This window comes from Cytobacillus depressus (genome assembly GCF_008923245.1).
Classification (GTDB): Bacteria; Bacillota; Bacilli; order Bacillales; family Cytobacillaceae; genus Cytobacillus; species Cytobacillus depressus.
The window spans coordinates 385,279-408,161 of record NZ_WBOS01000002.1; the positions used below are offsets into that span (position 1 = coordinate 385,279).

The following is a 22,883-nucleotide window of genomic DNA, read 5'->3' on the forward strand; positions in this document are numbered from 1 at the left end:
TGCAGATAACTGCAGGGTCCTTCTATATCCTCAAGAAGGATAGAAGGCAAAGGGAGAGGAGAAACCGGAGGAAGAACTTATGGGGAAACGTAAGTCTTCTCCGCGGTTGGCAACAACATCCTCGAATAGATGCTGTTAATAACATTATTTCCACAATAACTTTTGATATACACTATATCGGATATTTTTTTCCAGTATCAATATTTCCTGAAACGTCTATATAGAAGAACATGAAGGCAGAAGGAAAACAGTTGGCGGTAGATATTTAATTATGGTAGGATAGGAAGGAAAAAATGATAAACAGCATAGTTAGTGGTGATTAATATGAGAGTCGTTTCAGGAAATAAAAAAGGAATAAGTCTTAAGGCTGTCCCAGGGAGCTCAACTCGGCCAACGACAGATAAAGTTAAGGAAGCAATCTTTAATATTATTGGTCCATATTTTGAAGGTGGCATGGTTCTAGATCTATTTGCTGGCAGTGGAGGGCTTGGAATAGAGGCTTTAAGTCGTGGAGTTGATCAAGCGATCTTTGTCGATAAAGACGGGAAGGCTATTCAGACTATTCATGATAATGTAAAAATATGCGAACTGGCGGATCGGGCAGAAATCTACCGAAATGAAGCTGAAAGAGCGTTGAAAGCAGTTATTAAAAGGGGAATCGCAGTTGACATTATTTTCTTAGATCCTCCCTATAAAAAACAACAGCTCTTAAAGCTTCTTGAAATAATAAATTCAGCCAATGTTCTTGCCTCAGGAGGAACGATTGTTTGCGAGCATGGCTCTGAATTTCAGTTACCTGACAGTGTAGGAAAGCTTGTGAAAAGAAAATCAGAAAAATACGGCATTATTTCAATTAGCATTTATCAGATGCAAGTATAGGGGGATAATTATGGGAGGTATAGCTGTTTGCCCTGGAAGTTTTGATCCAATTACTAATGGTCATTTAGATATAATTAAAAGGGGAGCAAAGGTTTTTGAACAAATTCATGTAGTAGTATTAAATAATTCTTCGAAAAAACCATTGTTTACGGTTGAGGAACGATTGGCCTTAATTAAGGATGTAACAAAGGAAATACCGAATGTGACAGTTGCATCCTTTCAAGGGCTCTTAGTTGACTACGCAAATCAAGTAAATGCAAGCGCTATTATTCGGGGTCTTCGGGCGGTTTCAGATTTTGAATATGAAATGCAAATTACTTCTATGAATAGAGTCTTAAACGATAAAATTGAAACCTTTTTCATTATGACAAATAATCAATACTCTTTTTTAAGCTCAAGTATTGTTAAAGAAGTTGCGAAATATAATGGGAAAATTTCAGAGCTTGTGCCCCCATCGGTAGAAAAAGCATTAATAAATAAATTTTTAGGATGAAATAACGAGCACAAACCATTTGTGCTCGTTCATACATTCCAGTTATTTTTCAAGTCTTTTCGCAAGTAAAATTGTATAGCTAAGCAAGGCGAAAATCGTGATTAATGGACCAGCCTTTGTCATGATCATAAAAGTTTCCAGCAGCCAAGATCCTTCACCAAAGAATGCAACTGGTATTGCATTTGATGGCTGTTCTGTATTGTAAAAGCGTTCATAAAGCGGCTTCCAAAGAAGAGCTGCATATAGTGCGGCAAAAAAACCTTGAAAAATTCTCCCTATAAAGAAAGGTTTAAAATTTATATCTGTTTGCGCCAAAATACTGGCCACTTGTGCCTGAACACTAAAGCCGCTAAAAGCTAAAATGAAACTTGTAATTACAGCTTGCTGCATAAGTGTAGCCTCTTGTACTTGGCTTGTTAATTGACTGCCAAGTGTGATTTCAAATATACCTGAAATAAACGGGGTGCTTAATTCAGTTGGCAATCCGAAGACACCTAATAATATTTCCAGTCCCACGGCTAGAAAAGAAGTAATGCCTATATGGTAAAGCAATTTATTAATAACCGAAAAGAGTATGATAAATCCGCCAATCATCAATAAAGTTCGGATGGAGGACATAACTGCATCACCAAGTAGTTTTCCAAGTGGCCGATTATCATTAATTCTTGTACGGTGAAGGACAGAGAGAGCATATCTTAAGGAGGGCTTTCCACGTTTTTCACGTTTTGTCGTTTCATAATTTCGGCCGTGAAATCTCATCATTATACCTACTGTCAAATTACCTAAATAGTGGGCCAATGCTAGAATTAAGCCAAGTTTTGCATTATGGAAAAAGCCGACAGAAACAGCACCGAAAATAAATAAAGGATTGGAGCAATTCGTAAAGGATACTAAACGTTCAGCTTCAGTTTTTGTAATTTGCCCTTCCTGCCGAAGTCTCGCTGTTAATTTTGCACCGGCTGGAAATCCTGATGCCATGCCCATTGCCCATACAAATCCGCCAACACCCGGCACATTGAACAATGGGCGCATGAGCGGTTCAAGCAAGACACCGATAAACCGAACGACCCCAAAACCAATAAGCATTTCTGAAACGATAAAAAATGGTAACAGGGAAGGAAAGACGATTTCCCACCACATGTTCAGCCCTCTAATAGAAGCATCTACAGATTCTTGCGGAAAAGCTATAAGTGATATAGCCATCATCATTACGGATAAAGCGAGAATAATTGTTTTAAATTTGGAACGTAACACGGGCAGTGCCTCCCTTAGGAAGATGAACGGACCAAGCTTTCTATGAAGTTGCCAAATCGCATTTTTTACAATTAATGAAGCCATTCAAACTTGTCCTCTATAAATCAATATGCTCATAGAACAATAAAATAGACCATAAGATTGAACATGAATTGTTTACTTTGCCGATCTAATAGAAATACAGTTTATTAAGCCAGATAAAATTCCAGTATACTAAACTTGAGGAAAATTGCCTCGAAGGAGGAGTTCTTTTTGGAAAGGCCGAAAGTAGGTTTGGCGCTCGGTTCAGGAGGTGCACGCGGGTTTGCCCATTTAGGTGCCATTAAAGTATTTAAGGATGAGGGAATCCCTATAGATTTAATCGCTGGCAGCAGTATGGGTGCGATGGTTGGATGCTTTTATGGGGCAGGACTTGATATTGATCGGCTTTATAAATTGGCAAAAGCTTTTAAACGTAAATATTATTTGGACTTTACTGTTCCAAAAATGGGTTTTATTGCAGGAAAAAAAGTGAAAGAGCTTATTCGAATTCTTACACATGGAAAAAATATTGAGGAATTAGATTTGCCGGTAAGGGTGGTCGCAACGGATTTAGTTACTGGAGAAAAGGTCGTTTTTGAAAAAGGATCGATTGCTGATGCGGTCCGTGCGAGCATTGCAATTCCTGGGATTTTTGTTCCAGAAAAACTTAACGGCCGGATTTTAGTAGATGGTGGTGTCGTTGATCGAGTACCGGTTTCTGTAGTGAAAGAAATGGGTGCAGATATTGTTATTGCTATCGATGTCTCACACGTAAAAACAAATTCGGAGATCACATCCATTTATGATGTTATTATGCAAAGTCTTGATATTATGCAAATGGAATTAGTTTCCCATAGGGAAATTGTTTCCAATTTTATGATTAAGCCTAGGGTAGAAATGTTTAGTTCGAGAGCCTTTACGAATATTGAGGAAATCATTCAAATTGGAGAAGCGGAAACTAAGAAATATGTGGCACAAATAAAAGAATTAATCAACAACTGGGAGGAGCCTATAAGCTGATGAAAAAAAAATATTATTTACGTTCCTTCATAATCGCAGCAACGATCCTAATATTAAGCTCCTTTTATAATTTACCCTATTATGTATCAAAACCGGGTTTAGCGAAAGAACTTAAGCCGATTATTCAAGTTGAAAATGGTTATAAAGAAGAAGGCAATTTCATGTTAACGACAGTAAGGATGGGGAAGGCAAATATATACTCATATGCTCTCGCAAAATTAAATCCTTACCATGAACTTTATAAAATTAATGAAATAAGAAGGCAGGATGAAACCGAGGAAGAATACAATGTCCGCCAACTGTATTTAATGTCTTCTTCTAAGCAAGCTGCTATTGAAACAGCATATAAAAAAGCAAACATTCCACTTAAATATCATTATAAGGGGATATTTGTATTAAATGTAAAACCGAATATGCCTGCCGCAGGAAAATTAAAAGCAGGCGACCGGATTTTTAAAGTGGATGGACGGGAATTTGAATCGTCTGAACAATTTATAAAGTATGTTGCTGGGAAAAATGAAGGAGATAAAGTTGAATTTTCGATTGAGCGTGGGAAAAAAATTAGTGATGTCGAGGTTTCCCTGCAGAGAATTGAAGAGACTGGGAAAGTTGGCGTAGGGATTACTTTAGTGGATGATAAAGAAATTGAAGTCAAGCCAAAGGTTACTATTAACAGTGAGGATATTGGCGGACCATCTGCCGGTTTTATGTTCTCTCTAGAAATATATAATCAATTAGTGGAAGAAGATTTGACCCGTGGATATGAAATAGCTGGCACGGGAACGATTGATTCAGAAGGCAATATTGGAAGAATCGGCGGCATTGAACAAAAAATTGTTGCTGCCGATCGAGCAGGTGCTGAAATCTTTTTTGCCCCTAATGATAATGGAGCGAAAGATTCCAATTATAATGCGGCTGTAAAAACAGCTAAAGATATCAGAACGAAAATGAAAATCGTCCCTGTTGACACATTTGATGATGGAATAAAATATTTATCCAAATTAAAAGCAAAATAGCGGCAATATGCCGCTATTTTTAATTTATTATAATTGGAGGCTGCTTAAATTCCATTTCAAGCAGACGTTGTTGGCTATCCTTATTTGTACCAATAGCATATATGCGTGATGCTTTAATATCTAAGGACAGCTGTGAATGAGGCTCTGAAGGGAGCTTCGAAATTAGAGGTAATTCTAAGCTTGATTTATATTTATTTAAATATTGTCTTCCTTTCATTGTCATTCCTAAAAGCCGTAAATAGGCTGCTTGTGTCATCTGTGCATCCATTTCAGCTTTTTTCGTATTAGTTAAAATATGTACACATGCTCTTTGCAGTCTAGTCCAAGTATAGCGTTTCGTTTTTATTTTATTCATAAACTGATTGAAATCATTAGATACTAATGCGCTTGCTAATATGCGGTTCTCTAGGCCTTCCTCAATTTCATACATGTTTCTAAGCTCTTCAGGGTTAGATTGAATAATTCGATATTTTAAATATGGCCAGTAATTCTCCCAATCATGAAATAGCCCAAATTCGGCTTTGTACTCAAGAAGGGCCTGATAAGACGTTTTAGGCATGTATTGCTGAACAGACGTTATTTTCTCCTTCTCAGCAAATAATGCCTTTCTTATACTTGTTGCACTAGCAATTGTCTCGGAGGAAAAATGCGGATCATGATAGTCTGCATTTTTTCGTGATACTGTCAGTAGCTTCATAGAAGCATTTTGCCGTTTGACAGCTTTAACATATTGATAACCTAAAATATTATTTGGTTTTGTTAAATCAAGTAACTGTTCATCGGGAGAAAGATCCGTATAGGCTAAAGATGAAGCCTTTGGATAGCTATTGCCGAGATCGATATAATATTTCACTCGATTTTGATATAATTCATTATTGTTGTTAAGGAAGGCAAGAGTCCTTTTAAAACTGTCAATGCTTCCAGATTCACTTCCAAAACAAAGGAACCGACATCTGGCAGCTTCTAATATAGATACTGCTCCGCTAGCAAATGTAGTTGCCTGCTGTGTGGCAAATGCATATGGCAGCTCAAATACAATATCAGCTCCAGCCTTTAATGCCATCTCCGTTCGCTTCCATTTTGAAACGAGGGCTGGTTCTCCGCGCTGAAGAAAATTGCCGCTCATTACGGCAATAACGACCTCTGCATCCGCAAGTATTTTTGCTTGCTCAAGATGAAAGGCATGTCCATTATGAAATGGATTATATTCTACGATTACGCCAACTGCATTCATTGATATGATCTCCTTGTAAAAGTTTAAAACGGGGCGAGTGTATGATGAATAAAAAAAATTATAGAAGATAAGGAATTAAATAATCTGATAATGATCACATTATACTGTAAAGAAATAATATTGACAAATAATTATTTGAAAGCTATAATTACCTTTGTTGCCTTGGGGTGATTGATATGAAATGGACTTTAAGTCAGTTACAAAAGTATCGAAGCAAGGATCTGCTCATTGATGAAATGGTGCAAATGGATGAGATTAAAAAGCTTGATCCATCTATTAGGGCTGTATCGCCAATGAGTATTACCGGACGAGTGGATATTGACTCCGCAAAAGTGACTTTTCATTTAAAAATTGAAGGTCATTTAATCCTTCCTTGCTCACGAACGTTAGTTGACGTAAACTTTCCAATTAATGTAGAAACTACAGAAACTTTTCTCATAAAAGGTTTAAACTATGAAACCGATGAGGAAGTTCACCAAGTAAAAGGTGATGTGATTGACCTAATACCGGTTATTCATGAGATCCTTCTACTAGAGGTTCCAATGCAAGTATTCTGCGAAGACAGCAGTGAAGAAGGGGCTCCTCAATCAGGACATGATTGGGAGGTCATTCAAGAGCAAGATAAAAAGGAAAAAATCGATCCTCGTCTTGCTGGACTTGCTCATTTTTTTGATCGAAATGATCCTTCTTCCGATTCATAATCGGAGGAAAAACTACACTCTCTAAATCTCTGTAAGGAGGTGCTTTACATGGCTGTACCTTTTAGAAGAACTTCTAAAACTGCAAAAAGAAAGCGTCGTACCCACTTTAAATTACAGGTACCTGGTATGGTAGCATGCCCAAACTGTGGCGAAATGAAACTTGCTCACCGCGTTTGCAAGGCTTGCGGAACATACAAAGGAAAAGAAGTTGTTAACAACTAATTTCCAAAAAGCACAAAAGCACAAGAACATTATGTTCTTGTGCTTTTGTGCTTTTTGCGGTTTATTTTAAGAAGGAGATTTTTTCAAATATTAATCAATGACGGAGGAAATGATGAATCCTTATTTAATTAAAGAGTATGACGACGGATTATTACTATTTACCATCAACCGGCCAGAAAAACGGAACGCTATTAATTATGAAATAATGGATGGGTTAGAAGAAGCGCTGTCAATAGCTAATCAAGAACATATTAAAGTCTTAGCCATAACGGGCGAGGGTGATAGGGCTTTTTGTTCTGGCGGTGATCTCTCGGTATTTCATCAATTAAGAACGGAAGAGGAAGCCTATGAAATGCTTGCTAGAATGTCCAAAATACTAGTCAAGCTAAGTTTGCTTCCTAAGCCAACTGTCGCCTTCATGAATGGAACTGCAGTTGGAGGAGGATGTGAGCTCGCGGCTGCATGTGACTTTCGCATTGCTGGCAAACATGTGAAGGCTGGATTTATTCAAGGCACGCTTGCGATTACAACTGGCTGGGGAGGAGGAACCTTTCTTACCGAAAGGCTGCTCCCTGCTAATGCAATGAAAATGCTCATGGAAGCGGCTTTATATAATGCAGAGCAATTAAAGGAGCTCGGCTTCATTCAAGCAATAATTGATGGAAATCTCATTGAAGGCGGTCGAAAATATTTACAGCATATTCTTAAATTAAATGGAGATGTTTTAAAGGCATATAAGCAAATATATTTACATAAATGGAATGAATCTAGACTTCAAGAGCGGGTAAATGCAGAGGTTCGCCAATGTGCCAAGCTATGGGAAAGGGAAGCGCATCATGAGCAAGTAGCTAAGTTTTTAGAAAAAGGCTAAATTACTGTTTGTCGCAGATTAACGGGCAGTATAACCCCCACCTCAAAACTATGATGAATCGGAGAAGTTTAAGTATGAGATCAACTGCCCGTAAAGGCCCCACGACGGACACGATGTCCTGGTCAGGCGAAAGTCACAAGACAAGGAATACTGCGACAGCTATACATCGCACGACCAAAAGCAGAGCTTTTGGGAGGACGTGGCGCTTTGAACTTTATAAAAAACATGCTTTTCTTTATTGAGATTCTTACATATATCAGTCTATCTTTTCTAGCATACGCATATGTATAAATAAAAAACACTAGGAGGGATAATCTGATGTCTTCAACCCGTCAAGATGCTTGGTCCCATGATGAAGATTTACTTCTTGCTGAATTAGTTCTTCGCTATATTAGAGAGGGAGGAACACAGCTGCAAGCTTTTGAAAAGGTAGGAAAGAAGCTGTCTCGTACTGCAGCTGCGTGCGGGTTTCGCTGGAATTCCTATGTGAGAAAACAATATAAATCAGGGATAGAACTTGCAAAGAAGCAACGAAAGGAAAGAAAGCAAAATCCTGAGATAGCTGAAACAGAAAATCAGGAAGATACCGATCAAGTGTCTTCAAATATCGAAATTTCCTCTATAAGTAGGAATGACAAAATGATGTTGGAATTTGAAGACTTAGTAAACTTTTTGAAAGTTTTATATGACAATGCGAAACAGTCAAGTTTACAAAGTGAAGATATTAAAATAAATGAAATAAGAATTCAGGAGCTTGAGAAGCAATTGTATTATTTGGCTTCCGAAAACGAAAGATTAATAAAAGAATTAAACACCATTGAGAAGGATTATAAGTCATTAATAGAAATAATGGAACGAGCTAGGAAAATGGTTGGGGGAAAAAGTGAGGGCAGCCAGCAAAAGGTATAAATGAGAAGCGGACAATTTGATTGTCCGCTTTACATTTTTAATGATTTTTCTCTTTGACACCTTCAGGAAACCAAACTAGAGGGTTTTCACCACGGTCTCTGTCCATATCATAGTGTACAGATGAGAAGCCTATTTTTTGCCAAAACTCAGCAGATTTGACTCTTGGATTTGTTTTAATTGGAAGGCCAAAGCTTTTCGCATAATTCACAAGCGCTGTGCCAAAGCCTTTATTTTGATAATCAGGAATTACTTCAAGCTTCCATAGCTCCAAATAATCTTGAGCTGGCTCAAAGTAGCGGTCAAATTTCTCTTCGACTTGATAAAGACTCATTCTTGCCACTAATTTATCTCCAAAGTAAATGCCGAAAAATGGAGATTTGCTATCATTTTCAATGATATTGGCTTCGAGATCTTCTAACATTGAGAGCTCCTGCAAGCCATACTCTTTGAATTTTTTAAATTCTTCAAGCGTTTTGTAATTAACAATTAACTTTTCAACTTTATAGTCCATGCCGATTCCTCCTCGAAACTTCCTCTATATTAATAAATAAAATTGTAGGCGCTTTCTACTACTAAAATTATTATATAACAATAAACAGAAAATTGTAATTAACTGAGCCTTTTTCACGAAAATATCGAAAGCGTTTACAAAATAAGAAGGAAAACGACAGAGGATTGTAGAAATATAATAAATTATGGGACAATTTTTTGATGTTGATTGGAGCGGAAATCAACAGAACGTATAGCAAAGCTTCCAAAGCTTATAGAGAAGTATGATCTTATTTTGAAAGGGAGCGAGAAAGTGAGGAAAATATTAATTGCTAACAGGGGAGAAATTGCTTTAAGAATAATAAAAACATGCAAGCGTTTAGGCATCGAGACTGTTGCCGTATATTCTGATGCAGATAAAGATATGCCATTCGTCAAACAGGCTGATTATGCATTTAATATTGGAGAAGCGCAAGTTTTTAAATCTTATTTAAGAGCTGAAATCATTCTTGAAATAGCTAAAAGTGAAGGAGTAGATGGAATTCACCCAGGATATGGATTTTTGTCAGAGAATGCGGCCTTTGCAAAATCTGTTCAAGAGGCAGGAATTGCCTTTATTGCTCCAGACCCAGAAACGATTGAATTAATGGGAGATAAAATCGTTTCAAGGCGAACGATGATGGAAGCAGGGGTGCCGGTAGTTCCTGGCAGTGAGGAAGGCACGTCTACTCTTGAAGAAGCAATTCGGCTTGCGGAATCAATGGGTTATCCGGTCATGCTTAAAGCGAGTGGTGGCGGAGGAGGTATTGGCATGGTCCGCTGTGAAAATGAGCAAGCGCTCGCCAAATCCTACGGTTCAACAAAAGCACGTGCAAAAGCTTATTTCGGTTCTGAAGAAGTCTTTGTTGAAAAATATATCGAAAATGCACGTCATATAGAAATTCAAGTTTTTGGTGATCATCATGGAAATATTGTCCATTTATTTGAAAGGGACTGTTCTATTCAAAGAAGACACCAAAAAGTGATTGAAGAGTCGCCATCCCCGTTCTTATCAGAGGATGGGAAAAGAAAAATGTATGAAACGGCCTTAAAAGCAGCCGCTGCCGTTAACTATAAAAACGCGGGAACGATTGAATTTATTGTAGATGAGCAGGAGAACTTTTATTTTTTAGAAATGAACACTAGGCTTCAAGTGGAGCATCCAGTAACTGAACAAATTACTGGTCTTGATCTTGTAGAATGGCAAATTCTTGTCTCCCGCGGTGAGAAGCTCCCGAAACTTCAGCCGGATATTAACAGTTCAGGCCACTCGATTGAATTTAGGCTGTATGCAGAAGATCCAAAAAGCTTTCTCCCTTCACCAGGAAAAATAGAAGTTTTTAATTGGAGCAACTTTGAAGGTGTCCGTGTTGACTCTGGATATGAATCCAATTCCACTGTCACCCCTTATTATGATCCAATGATTGCTAAGTGTATCATTTTCGGTGAGACGAGAGATGAGTCGATAAAGAGGTCTGATCAATTTTTTAATGAATTAAAAATTGAAGGGATTAAAACAAATGCCCCTCTATTTAAAGAAATATTAATGGATGAACGGTTTAAAAATGGTACTTACACCACTGGCTTTCTATCTAAATAAAACATTCACTGTTTAATGGATGAATAATACTAAGAATAATTTATTTTTTGTAGCAGTTATGATCATGAAAGAAATTACATCTTCAATGGCTGGAACAGTTTTGAATGTTTTGATTGGGACTGGCGATGAAATCACCGCATGCTAGGAAGTAATCATATTAGAATCTATGAAAATGGAAATCCCGGTTGATAGCCAATTTTCAGGGAGGGCAATGGAAATTGAGGTCCATATTGGTGATTTTGTAAACGAAGGCGATGTTCTTATAGTAATTGAATAAAAAGTTAGCGATAATACGAATTTACTTTTAGGGGGAGAAGAATGACGACCGTTAATTCTTTAGTTGAAAAATTAAAAGAAAAAAGCGCGGAAATTGAAGCAGGTGGACATCCAAAATATCATGAAAAGCTGCAAAGTCAAAATAAATTATTCGTTAGAAAGAGATTAGAATTACTCTTTGATCATGGAACATTTGAAGAAGATGGCAAGTTCGCTAATTGCCATGAAAAAGATTTACCTGCAGACGGAGTCGTCACCGCCATTGGAAAAGTAAATGGCCAAACTGTCTGTGTTATGGCGAATGATTCAACAGTAAAAGCAGGCTCCTGGGGTGCTAGAACTGTCGAGAAAATTATTCGTATTCAAGAAACGGCCGAAAAATTAAAAGTTCCTTTATTGTACTTGGTTGATTCTGCAGGCGCTCGAATTACTGATCAGCTGGAAATGTTCCCTAATAGAAGAGGGGCAGGGAAAATCTTCTACAATCAAGTGAAATTATCAGGGATGATTCCGCAAATTTGTTTATTATTTGGACCATCGGCGGCAGGCGGAGCTTATATACCAGCTTTTTGCGACATCGTCATAATGGTTGATAAAAATGCCTCCATGTATTTAGGGTCGCCTCGAATGGCTGAAAAGGTAATTGGAGAAAAAGTAACATTGGAAGAAATGGGTGGCGCCCGCATGCATTGTACAATTAGCGGCTGCGGCGATATTCTTGCTTTCAGTGAAGAGGAAGCCATTGATTTAGCAAAAAACTATCTTGCTTATTTCCCAACAAGCTTCAAGGAAAAACCGAAGCAGCTTGAAGCGATTCAACCAAAAGCTGGCCGAGATCTAGAAGAAATCATTCCAAAAAACCAAAATGCTCCTTTCGATATGTACGAATGTATTGACGCCTTAATTGATGAGGGCAGCTTTTTTGAGATTAAAAAGTTATTTGCCGCTGAAATCATTACGGGACTAGCTAGAATTGGCGGCAGAACTATTGGAATCATTGCTAATCAGCCGAAAGTGAAAGGTGGAGTACTTTTCGTTGATTCAGCAGATAAAGCGGCAAAATTCATCCAGCTTTGTGATGCCTTCCATATTCCGTTACTATTCCTTGCAGATGTACCTGGATTTATGATCGGAACGAAGGTTGAAAGAGCCGGAATCATTCGCCACGGTGCAAAATTGATTGCCGCCATGAGTTCAGCGACCGTGCCAAAAATCTCTGTCGTTGTCAGAAAAGCATATGGTGCGGGCCTTTACGCCATGGCTGGCCCAGCTTTTGAACCGGATTGCTGTATAGCGCTTCCTACTGCGCAAATTGCTGTTATGGGGCCAGAAGCGGCAGTGAATGCCGTCTATTCAAATAAAATTAATGAAATTTCAGACCCAAAAGAAAAAATAGCATTTGTTCAGGAAAAGCAGCGTGAATATAGTGAGCATATTGATATTTATAAGCTTGCTTCTGAACTAATTGTCGATGATATCGTCTCTCCTTATGACTTAAGAGATGTACTTATTGAAAGATTTGATTTATATGAAACAAAAGAGATCATCTTTAGTGTCCGTAAACATCCAGTCTATCCAGTTTAAATCCTTTCTTCCCTTTTTCGAAGTCCGAAAGAGGGTTTCTTTTTACACGATAAGAAAGGATAAATTGTCAGCGAAGAAGTTGATTCGATGTAATCGCCAATTTCAGGAATTAAGTACGACGGACAGGATGTCCTAGTCTGGCGAATGCCACAGGACGTGGCTTTCATGAGCGAGATAAGTGCAACTACGCCTCTGTCTTCGCCTTTCCGAGGCTCGCCAATCGGCGAGTTTTCTTTATAATTTACCCATCATTCTTACCCCCTCATTTCATTTTTCTGTTAAAATATGACTAATTACATATTTAGAAAGAGGATATTATGAAAATTGCAATCATTGGCGGCGGTTCATTAGGTCTGCTTTTTGCTCATTACTTAAGTAAATTGAATGATGTCCATTTATATGTGCGCACAAACGAGCAAAAAAATAAATTATTAACTGAAGGACTCCTTTTTGAAAAAAACGGACAAATCATGCACAATTTTATTCAATCTTCCCTGTTTACTGAATGGAAGGGGAGTGAAGACTTAACAATAATCGCTGTAAAGCAATATCATCTGCAAAATGTATTAAAGCAAATGGTACAAAGCGCTCCTTTTTATCATGGCTCCTTATTATTCATTCAAAATGGCATGGGTCATTTGAAATGGCTTGATATAATGCAAACGGCAAATATTTATATAGGGTCTGTTGAGCATGGAGCAAATAAAATACATAACAATCATGTGATCCATACCGGTAAAGGAATAACGAAACTAGCGAATTATAAGAGTAATTCTCAATTTATTTTGAAAGAGTTAGTTCAATTCACTGCAGAAGATTTTCCCTTTATGATTGAACAGGACTATGAAGAAATGCTCGTTAAAAAACTAGTGGTAAATGCGGTTATTAATCCATTGACGGCAGTTCTTAATGCCCAAAACGGGGAGCTTGTGTCTAATCCGCACTTTTACAAAATCTTTAAGCAATTATTTGCGGAAATTAGCTTAACATTAAAGCTTAACGAGAAAGCAGAGACACTCTCACATATTGAAAACGTATGTAAAAAGACAGCCACAAATCGCTCGTCGATGCTTCAGGATCTAGATGGTAATCGGCCGACTGAAGTAGATGCGATTCTTGGCTATATATTAGAAAAGGCAGATGAACTGGGAATGCATATTCCTCTAGCTGCAAGTTTTTATGAAGCAATTAAAGGCAAGGAGTACAAAGGAAGGAGGGAAATGTGAGTGAGTACATTTTTTTCTTCTATCATTGCTGCATTTGTTATGATCCCGTTATTAGGGTATGTACTTGTTTTCATCATTTGTAAACAAGTAACGAAGCAGCATAAGAAAGCTGTTCATATGGCACTTGATGTGAGTACATTATTATTTATCGTTTCTGTACATTATTTAATTCTAGCCATTTGGAAGCAATCCTTTTTATGGATTATATTTTTATCCTTACTTATTATTGCTATTATTTTTGTTTTGCTCCACTGGAAAATCAAAAATGAAATTAATTTTGCCCTTGTTATCAAAGGGTATTGGCGTTTTAATTTTCTTTTATTTTTTACGGCGTACGTCGTATTAATGATGTTCGGATTAATTCAAAGTGTGAATGCTTTTGTTGCAGGAGGGCTGTAGCTGCAGTCTTTTTTCGTAAAGTTTGTTGCTTTATTAGTGTGAAATTAAATTAACAATCTGAGTTGATTGGAGCGGTGGGCAGTTGACTCTTCCAAAATGCATATGCAATTTGTCGTGCGTTGTCCATTCACGGATATTTAATCACTGTCCCTCCCCGCGGAAAGCAAGTGCCGCAGCGGAGATCAATGGGCAAACTTTGAAAGCTTAAGCAAAGTCTTTTTCTTTTCAAATGATACAATGCTATACTCGTATCATAACTTTTGAAAACTGTAAGAAGAAAGGAAGTACATAAATGGAGGTTGTCAATCTCTCCTTACCGGCTACTAACCGGTTTGCTACGGAATATATTGCCCAAACACCTGAAATTCAAGCATTCTTTCATTATCGATATAATGAAAAATTAGAATATGAAAGACGATATGATGAATTAATAAGCCGTTCCTTTATGAGACAAGAGCTTGCTGCTCATATCGAACAATATATGTCTAAATATCCAAGTTCTGATATGATTCAAGCCTCTCTGGAAAAATTAAGACAAGAAAACAGTTCAGTCATTATTGGAGGCCAGCAGGCTGGAATATTAACAGGGCCGCTCTATTCAATTCATAAAATTATTTCGATCATTCAACTAGCTAAGGAGAAGGAAAAGGATTTACACATTCCTGTTATCCCTGTATTTTGGATCGCGGGGGAAGATCATGATTATCCGGAAGTGAATCATGTATTTATTGAAAACGACAAAAAGCTTGAGAAAAGAGTTTATCCTGAAAAAATCCATGACAAACGAATGGTTTCTGATATTAAATTAAATCGAGATCAGTGTTTAACATGGGTAGAAGATGTAATCCAATCATTAGGCGAAACGGAATATACGAAGGATTTGCTTTCCATGATGGAAATTTCGATCCAAAAATCAGATACATTTGTTGATTTCTTTGCTCATTTAATTATGAATCTATTTAAGGATACAGGGCTTCTCATTGTTGATTCCGGAGATAAGAATCTTCGCAGGCTAGAAAAAGAGTTTTTTGCAAAGCAAATTGACAGCTGTGAAGAGATTACAAATGCTGTCCTTCGCCAGCAAATGGAACTAACAAAAGATGGCTATTCGAAAACAATTGACATGAGCAGCCTTGCAGCTAATTTGTTTTATTATGATGAAGAGAATTATGAAAGAGTTCTCCTTGAGTATGATGGAAAATTCAGTGGAAAAGATGGTTACTTTCAATTCTCTAAACAAAACTTGCTTGAGCTCGCTAAAGAATTTCCGGAAAAACTAAGTAATAATGTAGTAACGAGGCCGATGATGCAAGAATGGCTTTTCCCAACTCTCGCTTTTATCGCAGGACCTGGAGAAATTGCTTATTGGGCTGAACTTAAGCAAGCATTCGAACAGTTTGGACTGAAAATGCCACCAATTGTTCCGCGGCTTAATATAACATTCCTTGATCGTACTGTGGAATCAGATATGAAAGAGCTGAATCTCAGTTTGGAAGAAGTATTAATATCCGGCAGTAATAAGAAGAAGGATGAATTTCTTCATTCCATTCGTGACAAACAGCTTACAGAGCTTTTTGTGAAATCTAAGCAGGATCTTCTGAAAAATTATGAGGAGCTTGAGGAACATTTGCGAGTGAATGACAAAGGCTTAGTCCCATTGCTCAAAAAGAATGAAGGCTTGCTGCTGAAGCAGTTAGAATTTATGGAAATAAAGCTTGAACAAGCTCAACAATTAAAATATGAAACGGTTATTAGTAAATATACAAGAATTGAGAATGCATTGAGGCCGTTAGAGTCCCCACAGGAAAGAGTTTTAAACGTACTATTTTATTTAAATCAATATGGATTAAACTTCGCCAATAACTTATTGGATTGCACCTATACATTTGATGGTACCCATAAACTTATCAAAATTTAGGCTCAATCTGAATGTCAAAAAAAGACTTTATCTTCCAGGATATAGTCTTTTTTTGTTGAAGAAAAGGAATGGAGTTAAAAAGATGCAAACTATTGTAAGGAAAAGACGAACGAAAAATGGGTAAGAAATTAAATTTTCTAAAGGGTTTTTTCACGAGTGGTAGAAATTAAAAAATAGTGGAGGAAAGTGGGGGGATGTGGTACATTGGAGTAAGAAAGTGGGGTCAGTGGGTATGTTCATGGGGGAGTACCATCATAACATTGATAATAAGGGCCGTCTCATTGTTCCCGCCAAATTCCGTGAAGGCTTAGGAGAAACTTTCGTATTGACTCGCGGTTTGGATCAATGTTTGTTTGGCTACCCAATGGATGAGTGGAAACAGCTTGAAGAGAAGCTGAAAGGCTTGCCGCTCACGAAAAAAGATGCTCGCGCATTTACCCGTTTTTTCTTTTCAGGTGCTACAGAATGTGAAATCGATAAGCAAGGAAGAATTAATATCACTTCCCCGCTAATGTCATATGCAAAATTAGAAAAAGAATGTGTAGTCATAGGTGTTTCAGGACGGATTGAAATATGGAGTAAAAACCTATGGGAAGATTATTTCTCAGATTCAGAGGAATCTTTTGCTGAAATTGCAGAAAATATGATTGGGTTTGACATCTAATGAGATATTAAAAATATGGAGAGCAAACTTTAGGGAGAAACATGGCAGGAATGAAAGAAATGGGCGATTTGACCAATTACCTCAAATCTAAACCCTTACTCCCATATCTAGGAAGGTGAACAGCATGTTTGAACATACGACAGTATTACTGCAAGAAACAGTAGAAGGCTTGAATATTCATCCAGACGGAGTATATGTCGATTGTACGTTAGGTGGAGCAGGGCATAGCGAATTAATTTTGTCCAAGCTATCGGAAAACGGAAAATTATATGCTTTTGATCAAGATGATACAGCCATTCTGCATGCAAAAGAGAAGCTGAAGAAATATGGTGACAGAATTACATTTATTAAAAGCAATTTTGAACATCTACAAGAGGAATTAGAGAAATTGGGAGTAGAAAAAGTGGATGGAGTCCTTTATGACTTAGGTGTTTCATCTCCTCAATTAGATACTCCAGAACGAGGCTTTAGTTATCACCATGATGCTCCATTAGATATGAGAATGGATATGGATGCGAATCTTTCTGCTTATGATGTAGTAAATCAGTGGAGTTTTAACGAATTAGTAAAGATTTTCTTTAAATATGGTGAAGAGAAGTTTTCAAAACAAATAGCCCGAAAAATTGAGGCGGCGAGAGAAACAGCGCCAATTAATACAACTGGCGAGCTCGTTGAAATCATTAAAGATACAATCCCGGCTCCGGCAAGAAGAAAGGGTGGACACCCGGCAAAGAGGATATTTCAAGCAATCCGAATTGCGGTGAATGATGAGTTAGGAGTATTTGAAAGATCACTTCAGCAGGCAATAGATATATTAAAGTCTGGCGGAAGGATTAGTGTAATTACATTCCATTCACTTGAGGATAGAATTTGTAAGGTGACATTCAAAAATGCTAGTGAAACCCCAAATTTACCTCCGGGATTACCGATTATTCCAGATGAATACAAACCGGTGATTAAACTAATTACGAGAAAGCCGATCGTTCCATCGGAAAATGAACTTGAGGCAAATAATCGAGCACGGTCAGCAAAGCTTCGAATAGCGGAAAAGTTATAAAGAAAACTCGCCGATTGGCGAGCCTTGGAAAGGCGAAGACAGAGGCGTAATTGCATTTATCACGCTTATGAAAGCCACGTCCTGTGGCATTCGCCCGACTAGGACATCCTGTCCGTCGTACTTAATTCCTAAAATTGGTATCTGCATCGAATCAACTTCTTCGCTGTCAATTTATCATTTCTTAACGTATAAAATAGAAAAAGGCGAGGCCACTAAATAGGAGGGGTAAAAATGGGGAACTTAGCGAGGAAGCTTCAGCATGAGCAAAGATATGAGCAGCCAAAACAGACAGTCCAAGCACCAAAAAAAGTAAAAATCAGAAGTGCATGGCTTTCGCCAGGAGAGAAATTATTAGGCCTTTTGTTTACGGGTGTTATCTGCTTCGGGGCTGTAAACATGGTATCGAATCAATCGGCCATCTATGAAATCAACAAAGAAATTCAAGACACAAAAATCGCGATACAAGAACAAACGAAAGTAAATGGAGACCTTGAGATGCAGGTAAGTGAACTAAGTACATATGAGCGGATTTGGGAAAAAGCAAAGGAGCTTGGCCTAAAATTAAATGAAAATAATGTTAAGGTTGTGCAAGATTAATGCTAAAAAAACAGCCGAATATTAACTTTGGAGCAGCGATATTATTTGTAATATTTGGCCTGCTCTTTTTTGTCTTAGTTTACCGCTTTATCTCCATCCAGATTACAGGTGAAATTCGCGGACATGTTCTTGCCGCGGAGGCACAGCAAAAATATGAAAAAGAAAAAACAATTGAAGCAAAACGGGGAACGATTTTTGATCGTAATGGAGAAGTCATCGCGACAGATACGAATTCCTACAAGCTGATTGCCATTTTAGATGAAAAAATGACATCAAATAAGAATAAGCCACGGCATGTAGTGGATCCCGAAAAAACTGCAAGGGAACTTGCAAAGGTTATTGATATGAAAGAATCAGAAATTTATAGAATATTAACGAAGATCAACCCAAAAACCAATGAGAATTATTCCCAAGTTGAATTCGGAAAAGCTGGACGTGATATATCAAACCAAAAGAAACGAAAAATTGAGGAATTGAAGCTGCCTGGCATCACTTTTAGTAAAGACACAAAGAGATTTTATCCAAATGGGGTTTTTGCTTCCCATTTAGTCGGCTATGTTGAAAAGAAAGAAATTGGGCAAAACAAAACAGAAACAGTTGGGAAGCTTGGATTGGAGCAAAGCCTTAATGATATTTTGACTGGGAAAAACGGAAAGGTGAAATATGAAAGTGATATATGGGGGTACCTTTTATCTAACAGTGAGGAGCATGTGACCCCTGCGGCGAATGGTCAAGATGTTTATTTAACGATCGATAAAAAAATCCAAACCTTTCTAGAGGATTCAATGAATAAGGTGGCAAGCCAATACAAACCGAAGAAAATTATGGCTGTTGTAGCCGATCCGAAAACAGGAGAAATTCTTGCGATGGGCCAAAGACCTTCGTTCCATCCGATTACGAAAGAAGGCATCAATGAAACATGGCATAATGAAGTCATCGAAAACTCTTTTGAACCAGGCTCGACAATGAAGATCTTCACTTTAGGAGCTGCAATTGAAGAAGGCGTCTTTAATCTGAATGATACATTTCACTCAGGTCAATATGCTGTGGATAAAAAATCTAGAGTTCGCGATTGGAATGAAGGACGTGGTTGGGGAACGATTTCCTATTTAGAGGGAGTTCAACGTTCGTCCAACGTAGCTTTTGCCAAACTAGTAAAAGAAAAACTAGGCTATGATGCCTATGAAAAGTATTTAACAAAGTTTGGTTTTGACCATCCAACAGGGATTGAATTGCCAAATGAAACAGGCGGAAAAATCGTCTATAATTGGCCATTAGAAAAAATTACGACAGGATTTGGACAAGGTACCGCTATTACACCGATTCAGCAAATTCAAGCGGCTACAGCGATCGCAAATGGTGGAAATATGATGCAGCCGCATATTATTAGCAAAGTTGTCGATCCGAATAAAGTAGATGAAGTTGTTAAAAAGACAAAACCAAATGTTGTCGGAAAACCTATTTCAGCCAATACAGCAAAGCAAGTGCGGGATATTTTAGGGACAGTCGTTTCTTCGCCTAAAGGTACAGGGTTCAATTATTATAATATTGAAGGCTATGAGGTTGCTGGGAAAACGGGCACAGCGCAAATTCCAAAACCGACAGGCGGTTATTTAACTGGCCGTCAAAATTATGTATTTTCATTTTTAGGAATGGCACCTAAAGATGATCCAAAATTAATCGTTTATGTTGCCGTGCAGCAACCGGAAATTGACATCTATACGAGTGGTTCTGTGCCTGTCGCAGAAGTTTTTAATCCAGTTATGAAAAGCAGCTTGCAATACTTGAATATTGATCCGGTAATTCAGAATAAAGCCCATTCTGAAACGATTCCAAACGTTACTAGCGTATCAACTGAAGAGGCGATTAAACAATTAAGCGAGAAAGGAATGGAGCCAGTCGTTATCGGAAATGGAAGTAAGATTATCCAGCAGTTGCCTGAAGATGGAGCAACTTTGCTTTCTGGAGAAAAGGTAATCCTTCGAACCGATGGAGACTTATTTATCCCGGATATGCTTGGTTGGTCATTACGGGATGTCATGAAGATTGCCAAGTTGGGTAATTTACAATTAAATTCCGTCGGCAATGGATATGTGAAGAAGCAAAATATGAAACCTGGTACTTTATTTTCGGAAGGTGAATATTTAATCGTAGAACTGGAACTGCCTAAAGAGAAATACAAAAAAGACGATGAAGAAGAATCTGTAGAGGAAGAATCTGTAGAGGAAGAAACGATCGAGGTAAGAGATTAAACCGCAATACTTCATATTCCCTTGTCTTTTAATTCTTTTTTAAAGGGTACAAGCATATATTTGGAACGAGCCATAATCTAAGGAGGTTCGTCCGTTCATGCGTGTTTCCAATGTAACAGTTCGAAAAAGGCTAACGATCGCTTTAATTGCTGGGATATTAATATTCTTCATTATTGATATTCGACTCGGATATGTCCAATTCTATTTAGGCGAAGCTTTAACAGGCGGGGCAAAGGAATTATGGAGCCGTGATATTACCTTTGAACCGGAAAGAGGGAAAATTACCGACCGGAATGGTGTGGAGCTTGCAACAAATATCAGTGCGCCGACAATTTATGTAGTTCCACGGCAAATTAAGGATCCGAATGATGCTGCTGAAAAACTGGCAGCTGTTCTCAATGCATCTAAAGAAAAAATATTTGCCCAAATTACTAAAAATGAGAAAGATGTAAAGGTAAAAGAGGGCAGAAAAATTTCCCACGAAAAGGCAAAAGAAATAAGAGCACTGAATATTGATGGTGTGTATCTTGGTGAAGATTCAAAAAGACATAATCCATTCGGTAATTATTTATCCCATGTGCTCGGTTTTGCTGGGATCGACAATCAAGGACTGATGGGATTAGAACTTTTTTATGATAAGGAATTAAAAGGAAAAAAAGGCTCAGTCAAGTTTTATGCCGATGCAAAAGGCCGGCGAATGAATGATATGGCAGATGATTATGACCCGCCTGAGGATGGATTGGATTTAAAGCTTACTATTGATTCTAAAGTGCAAACGATTATGGAGCGTGAACTAGATATTGCTCAGGCAACATATAATCCTGATGGGATTATTGCTATTGCTATGAATCCGAATAATGGCGAAATTTTAGCTATGTCAAGCAGACCAAACTTTGATCCGGCAAACTTTAGGAATGTCGCTCCTGAAATCTATAACCGAAATTTACCGATTTGGAGTACATTTGAACCAGGGTCTACATTTAAGATTATTACACTAGCTGCTGCCTTAGAAGAAGGTAAGGTAAACTTGGAGAAAGATCATTTTCATGACCCTGGCTATGTGACAGTTGGCGGGGCAAGATTAAGATGTTGGAAAAAAGGCGGTCATGGCAGTCAGTCATTCCTTGAAGTCGTGCAAAACTCCTGTAACCCTGGCTTCGTTGAACTGGGGGAACGGTTAGGAAAAGAAACTTTATTCAAATATATTAGAGATTTTGGCTTTGGACAGAAAACAGGAATCGACCTTCAAGGAGAGGGAACCGGAATATTATTCAAATTAGACCGGGTTGGACCTGTTGAACAAGCGACGACTGCATTTGGACAGGGGGTATCTGTAACACCGATACAACAAGTAGCTGCCGTTTCTGCCGCAATAAATGGTGGAACATTGTACACCCCTTATGTGGCAAAGGAATTGATTGATCCAAGAACAGGCGAAGTTGTTATGAGAAAAACCCCGACAGCCAAAAAGAAAGTCATATCAAAGGAAACATCAGATCAAATTAGATACGCTCTCGAAAGTGTAGTGGCTCAAGGATCTGGGGGTAAAGCATTTATTGATGGTTACCGTGTCGGCGGAAAAACAGGAACAGCCCAAAAGGCACAAGGCGGAAGATATCTTGAAAATAACCATATTGTTTCTTTCATAGGATTTGCTCCAGCAGATGATCCGCAAATAATTGTCTATGTTGCCGTAGATAATCCGAAGGGCACTTTGCAATTTGGAGGTGTAGTTTCGGCGCCTATTGCTGGGAATATTATAGGCGATAGCTTACGCGCCATAGGAGTTAAACCTAGAAAAGGCCAAATTGAGAAGGAAATTAAATGGCCAGATGCCCCAATGGTTGAAGTGCCAGATTTAGTCGGAATTACGAAGAAAGAGCTTGGCGAGTTATTCATTAATTTAAAGATTGATGCAAGTGGAGAAGGAAATATAGTCGTTAAGCAAACACCCGAACCGGGTATAAAGCTAAAAGAGGGTTCTACGATTAGACTTTACTTTGATAAAGAAGAATAAATACTTCATTTTTAGAGGGCGGCTCCTATGACGCCGCCCTTATTCATCTTTAGGCGACAGCGATAGAGCCCTCTGAATTTCTGTATTTATCTTTGCCCCAATTAAGGCGTTACCTCATTTTTAAAAACAAATAGCTAAAACTCAA

At 38.0% G+C, this 22,883-nt stretch carries 21 protein-coding genes and 1 pseudogene; 19 read left to right on the plus strand and 3 right to left on the minus strand.

The genetic code is table 11. From position 1 onward, the window contains the following. Positions 1–324 precede the first annotated feature (324 nt). Positions 325–879 (plus strand): 16S rRNA (guanine(966)-N(2))-methyltransferase RsmD, encoded by a 555-nt coding sequence (gene rsmD / locus F7731_RS07210; protein WP_151534087.1) that lies wholly within the window; start codon positions 325–327, stop codon positions 877–879. 10 nt (positions 880–889) lie between these two features. Beyond that, positions 890–1,372, plus strand: coding sequence for a pantetheine-phosphate adenylyltransferase (gene coaD, locus F7731_RS07215; protein WP_151534088.1), 483 nt, complete (start codon positions 890–892; stop codon positions 1,370–1,372). Positions 1,373–1,414: 42 nt separating this feature from the next. On the opposite strand, the gene ylbJ is transcribed toward coaD, so the two are convergent. Then, positions 1,415–2,626 (minus strand): sporulation integral membrane protein YlbJ, encoded by a 1,212-nt coding sequence (ylbJ, locus tag F7731_RS07220; RefSeq protein ID WP_151534089.1) that lies wholly within the window; start codon positions 2,624–2,626, stop codon positions 1,415–1,417. 252 nt (positions 2,627–2,878) lie between these two features. Between ylbJ and F7731_RS07225 the strand changes: the two genes are divergently transcribed. Together F7731_RS07225 and F7731_RS07230 are read left to right on the plus strand one after the other, a co-directional pair. Continuing rightward, positions 2,879–3,667: a patatin-like phospholipase family protein gene (locus tag F7731_RS07225; protein WP_151534090.1), complete on the plus strand. Its 789-nt coding sequence runs from the start codon at positions 2,879–2,881 to the stop codon at positions 3,665–3,667. Continuing rightward, positions 3,667–4,683 (plus strand): SepM family pheromone-processing serine protease, encoded by a 1,017-nt coding sequence (locus F7731_RS07230; protein WP_151534091.1) that lies wholly within the window; start codon positions 3,667–3,669, stop codon positions 4,681–4,683. The genes F7731_RS07225 and F7731_RS07230 overlap by 1 nt, the downstream gene beginning before the upstream one ends. A gap of 19 nt (positions 4,684–4,702) precedes the next feature. Here the strand turns inward: F7731_RS07230 and F7731_RS07235 are convergent, their stop codons facing one another. Then, positions 4,703–5,917, minus strand: a complete 1,215-nt coding sequence (locus tag F7731_RS07235) for a nucleotidyltransferase (RefSeq protein ID WP_151534092.1) — start codon at positions 5,915–5,917, stop codon at positions 4,703–4,705. Between the two features lie 176 nt (positions 5,918–6,093). On the opposite strand from F7731_RS07235, the gene F7731_RS07240 reads away from it, so the two are divergent. The 4 genes from F7731_RS07240 to F7731_RS07255 all read left to right on the plus strand — a co-directional run bounded on the left by F7731_RS07240 (position 6,094) and on the right by F7731_RS07255 (position 8,620). Then, positions 6,094–6,618, plus strand: coding sequence for a YceD family protein (locus F7731_RS07240; protein WP_151534093.1), 525 nt, complete (start codon positions 6,094–6,096; stop codon positions 6,616–6,618). A 48-nt stretch (positions 6,619–6,666) separates the two neighbouring features. After that, on the plus strand, positions 6,667–6,840 hold the full coding sequence (rpmF, locus tag F7731_RS07245) for a 50S ribosomal protein L32 (protein WP_041965520.1): 174 nt from the start codon (positions 6,667–6,669) through the stop codon (positions 6,838–6,840). A 112-nt stretch (positions 6,841–6,952) separates the two neighbouring features. Next, on the plus strand, positions 6,953–7,711 hold the full coding sequence (locus tag F7731_RS07250; RefSeq protein WP_151534094.1) for an enoyl-CoA hydratase/isomerase family protein: 759 nt from the start codon (positions 6,953–6,955) through the stop codon (positions 7,709–7,711). Positions 7,712–8,029: 318 nt separating this feature from the next. Next, positions 8,030–8,620: an RsfA family transcriptional regulator gene (locus F7731_RS07255; RefSeq protein ID WP_151534095.1), complete on the plus strand. Its 591-nt coding sequence runs from the start codon at positions 8,030–8,032 to the stop codon at positions 8,618–8,620. Positions 8,621–8,657: 37 nt separating this feature from the next. On the opposite strand, the gene F7731_RS07260 is transcribed toward F7731_RS07255, so the two are convergent. Further along, the gene (locus tag F7731_RS07260; protein ID WP_151534096.1) at positions 8,658–9,131 is read right to left on the minus strand and encodes an N-acetyltransferase; all 474 of its coding nucleotides are present in this window, start codon (positions 9,129–9,131) and stop codon (positions 8,658–8,660) included. Positions 9,132–9,422: 291 nt separating this feature from the next. Between F7731_RS07260 and F7731_RS07265 the strand changes: the two genes are divergently transcribed. From F7731_RS07265 to F7731_RS07315, 11 genes and pseudogenes are all read left to right on the plus strand, one after another. Next, entirely contained in the window at positions 9,423–10,748 is a 1,326-nt protein-coding gene (locus tag F7731_RS07265) for an acetyl-CoA carboxylase biotin carboxylase subunit (protein ID WP_151534097.1), read from the plus strand. A 64-nt stretch (positions 10,749–10,812) separates the two neighbouring features. After that, positions 10,813–11,025, plus strand: a pseudogene (locus F7731_RS07270) (biotin/lipoyl-containing protein). Between the two features lie 41 nt (positions 11,026–11,066). Further along, a complete protein-coding gene (locus tag F7731_RS07275; RefSeq protein ID WP_151534098.1) occupies positions 11,067–12,608 on the plus strand; it encodes an acyl-CoA carboxylase subunit beta in 1,542 nt (513 codons plus the stop codon). A gap of 317 nt (positions 12,609–12,925) precedes the next feature. Continuing rightward, entirely contained in the window at positions 12,926–13,834 is a 909-nt protein-coding gene (locus F7731_RS07280) for a 2-dehydropantoate 2-reductase (protein ID WP_151534099.1), read from the plus strand. Beyond that, entirely contained in the window at positions 13,835–14,233 is a 399-nt protein-coding gene (locus F7731_RS07285; RefSeq protein ID WP_151534100.1) for a DUF3397 domain-containing protein, read from the plus strand. 292 nt (positions 14,234–14,525) lie between these two features. Then, the gene (gene bshC / locus F7731_RS07290; RefSeq protein WP_151534101.1) at positions 14,526–16,151 is read left to right on the plus strand and encodes a bacillithiol biosynthesis cysteine-adding enzyme BshC; all 1,626 of its coding nucleotides are present in this window, start codon (positions 14,526–14,528) and stop codon (positions 16,149–16,151) included. A 232-nt stretch (positions 16,152–16,383) separates the two neighbouring features. Next, entirely contained in the window at positions 16,384–16,815 is a 432-nt protein-coding gene (gene mraZ, locus F7731_RS07295; protein ID WP_151534424.1) for a division/cell wall cluster transcriptional repressor MraZ, read from the plus strand. 124 nt (positions 16,816–16,939) lie between these two features. Next, positions 16,940–17,872, plus strand: coding sequence for a 16S rRNA (cytosine(1402)-N(4))-methyltransferase RsmH (gene rsmH, locus F7731_RS07300; RefSeq protein WP_151534102.1), 933 nt, complete (start codon positions 16,940–16,942; stop codon positions 17,870–17,872). A 231-nt stretch (positions 17,873–18,103) separates the two neighbouring features. After that, positions 18,104–18,469 carry a cell division protein FtsL gene (gene ftsL / locus F7731_RS07305; RefSeq protein WP_151534103.1) on the plus strand — a complete coding sequence of 122 codons (366 nt, stop codon included), beginning with the start codon at positions 18,104–18,106 and terminating at the stop codon, positions 18,467–18,469. Continuing rightward, positions 18,469–20,721, plus strand: a complete 2,253-nt coding sequence (locus tag F7731_RS07310) for a penicillin-binding protein (protein ID WP_151534104.1) — start codon at positions 18,469–18,471, stop codon at positions 20,719–20,721. The genes ftsL and F7731_RS07310 overlap by 1 nt, the downstream gene beginning before the upstream one ends. A gap of 97 nt (positions 20,722–20,818) precedes the next feature. Next, a complete protein-coding gene (locus F7731_RS07315; RefSeq protein ID WP_151534105.1) occupies positions 20,819–22,738 on the plus strand; it encodes a stage V sporulation protein D in 1,920 nt (639 codons plus the stop codon). The last annotated feature ends 145 nt before the right edge of the window (positions 22,739–22,883 follow it).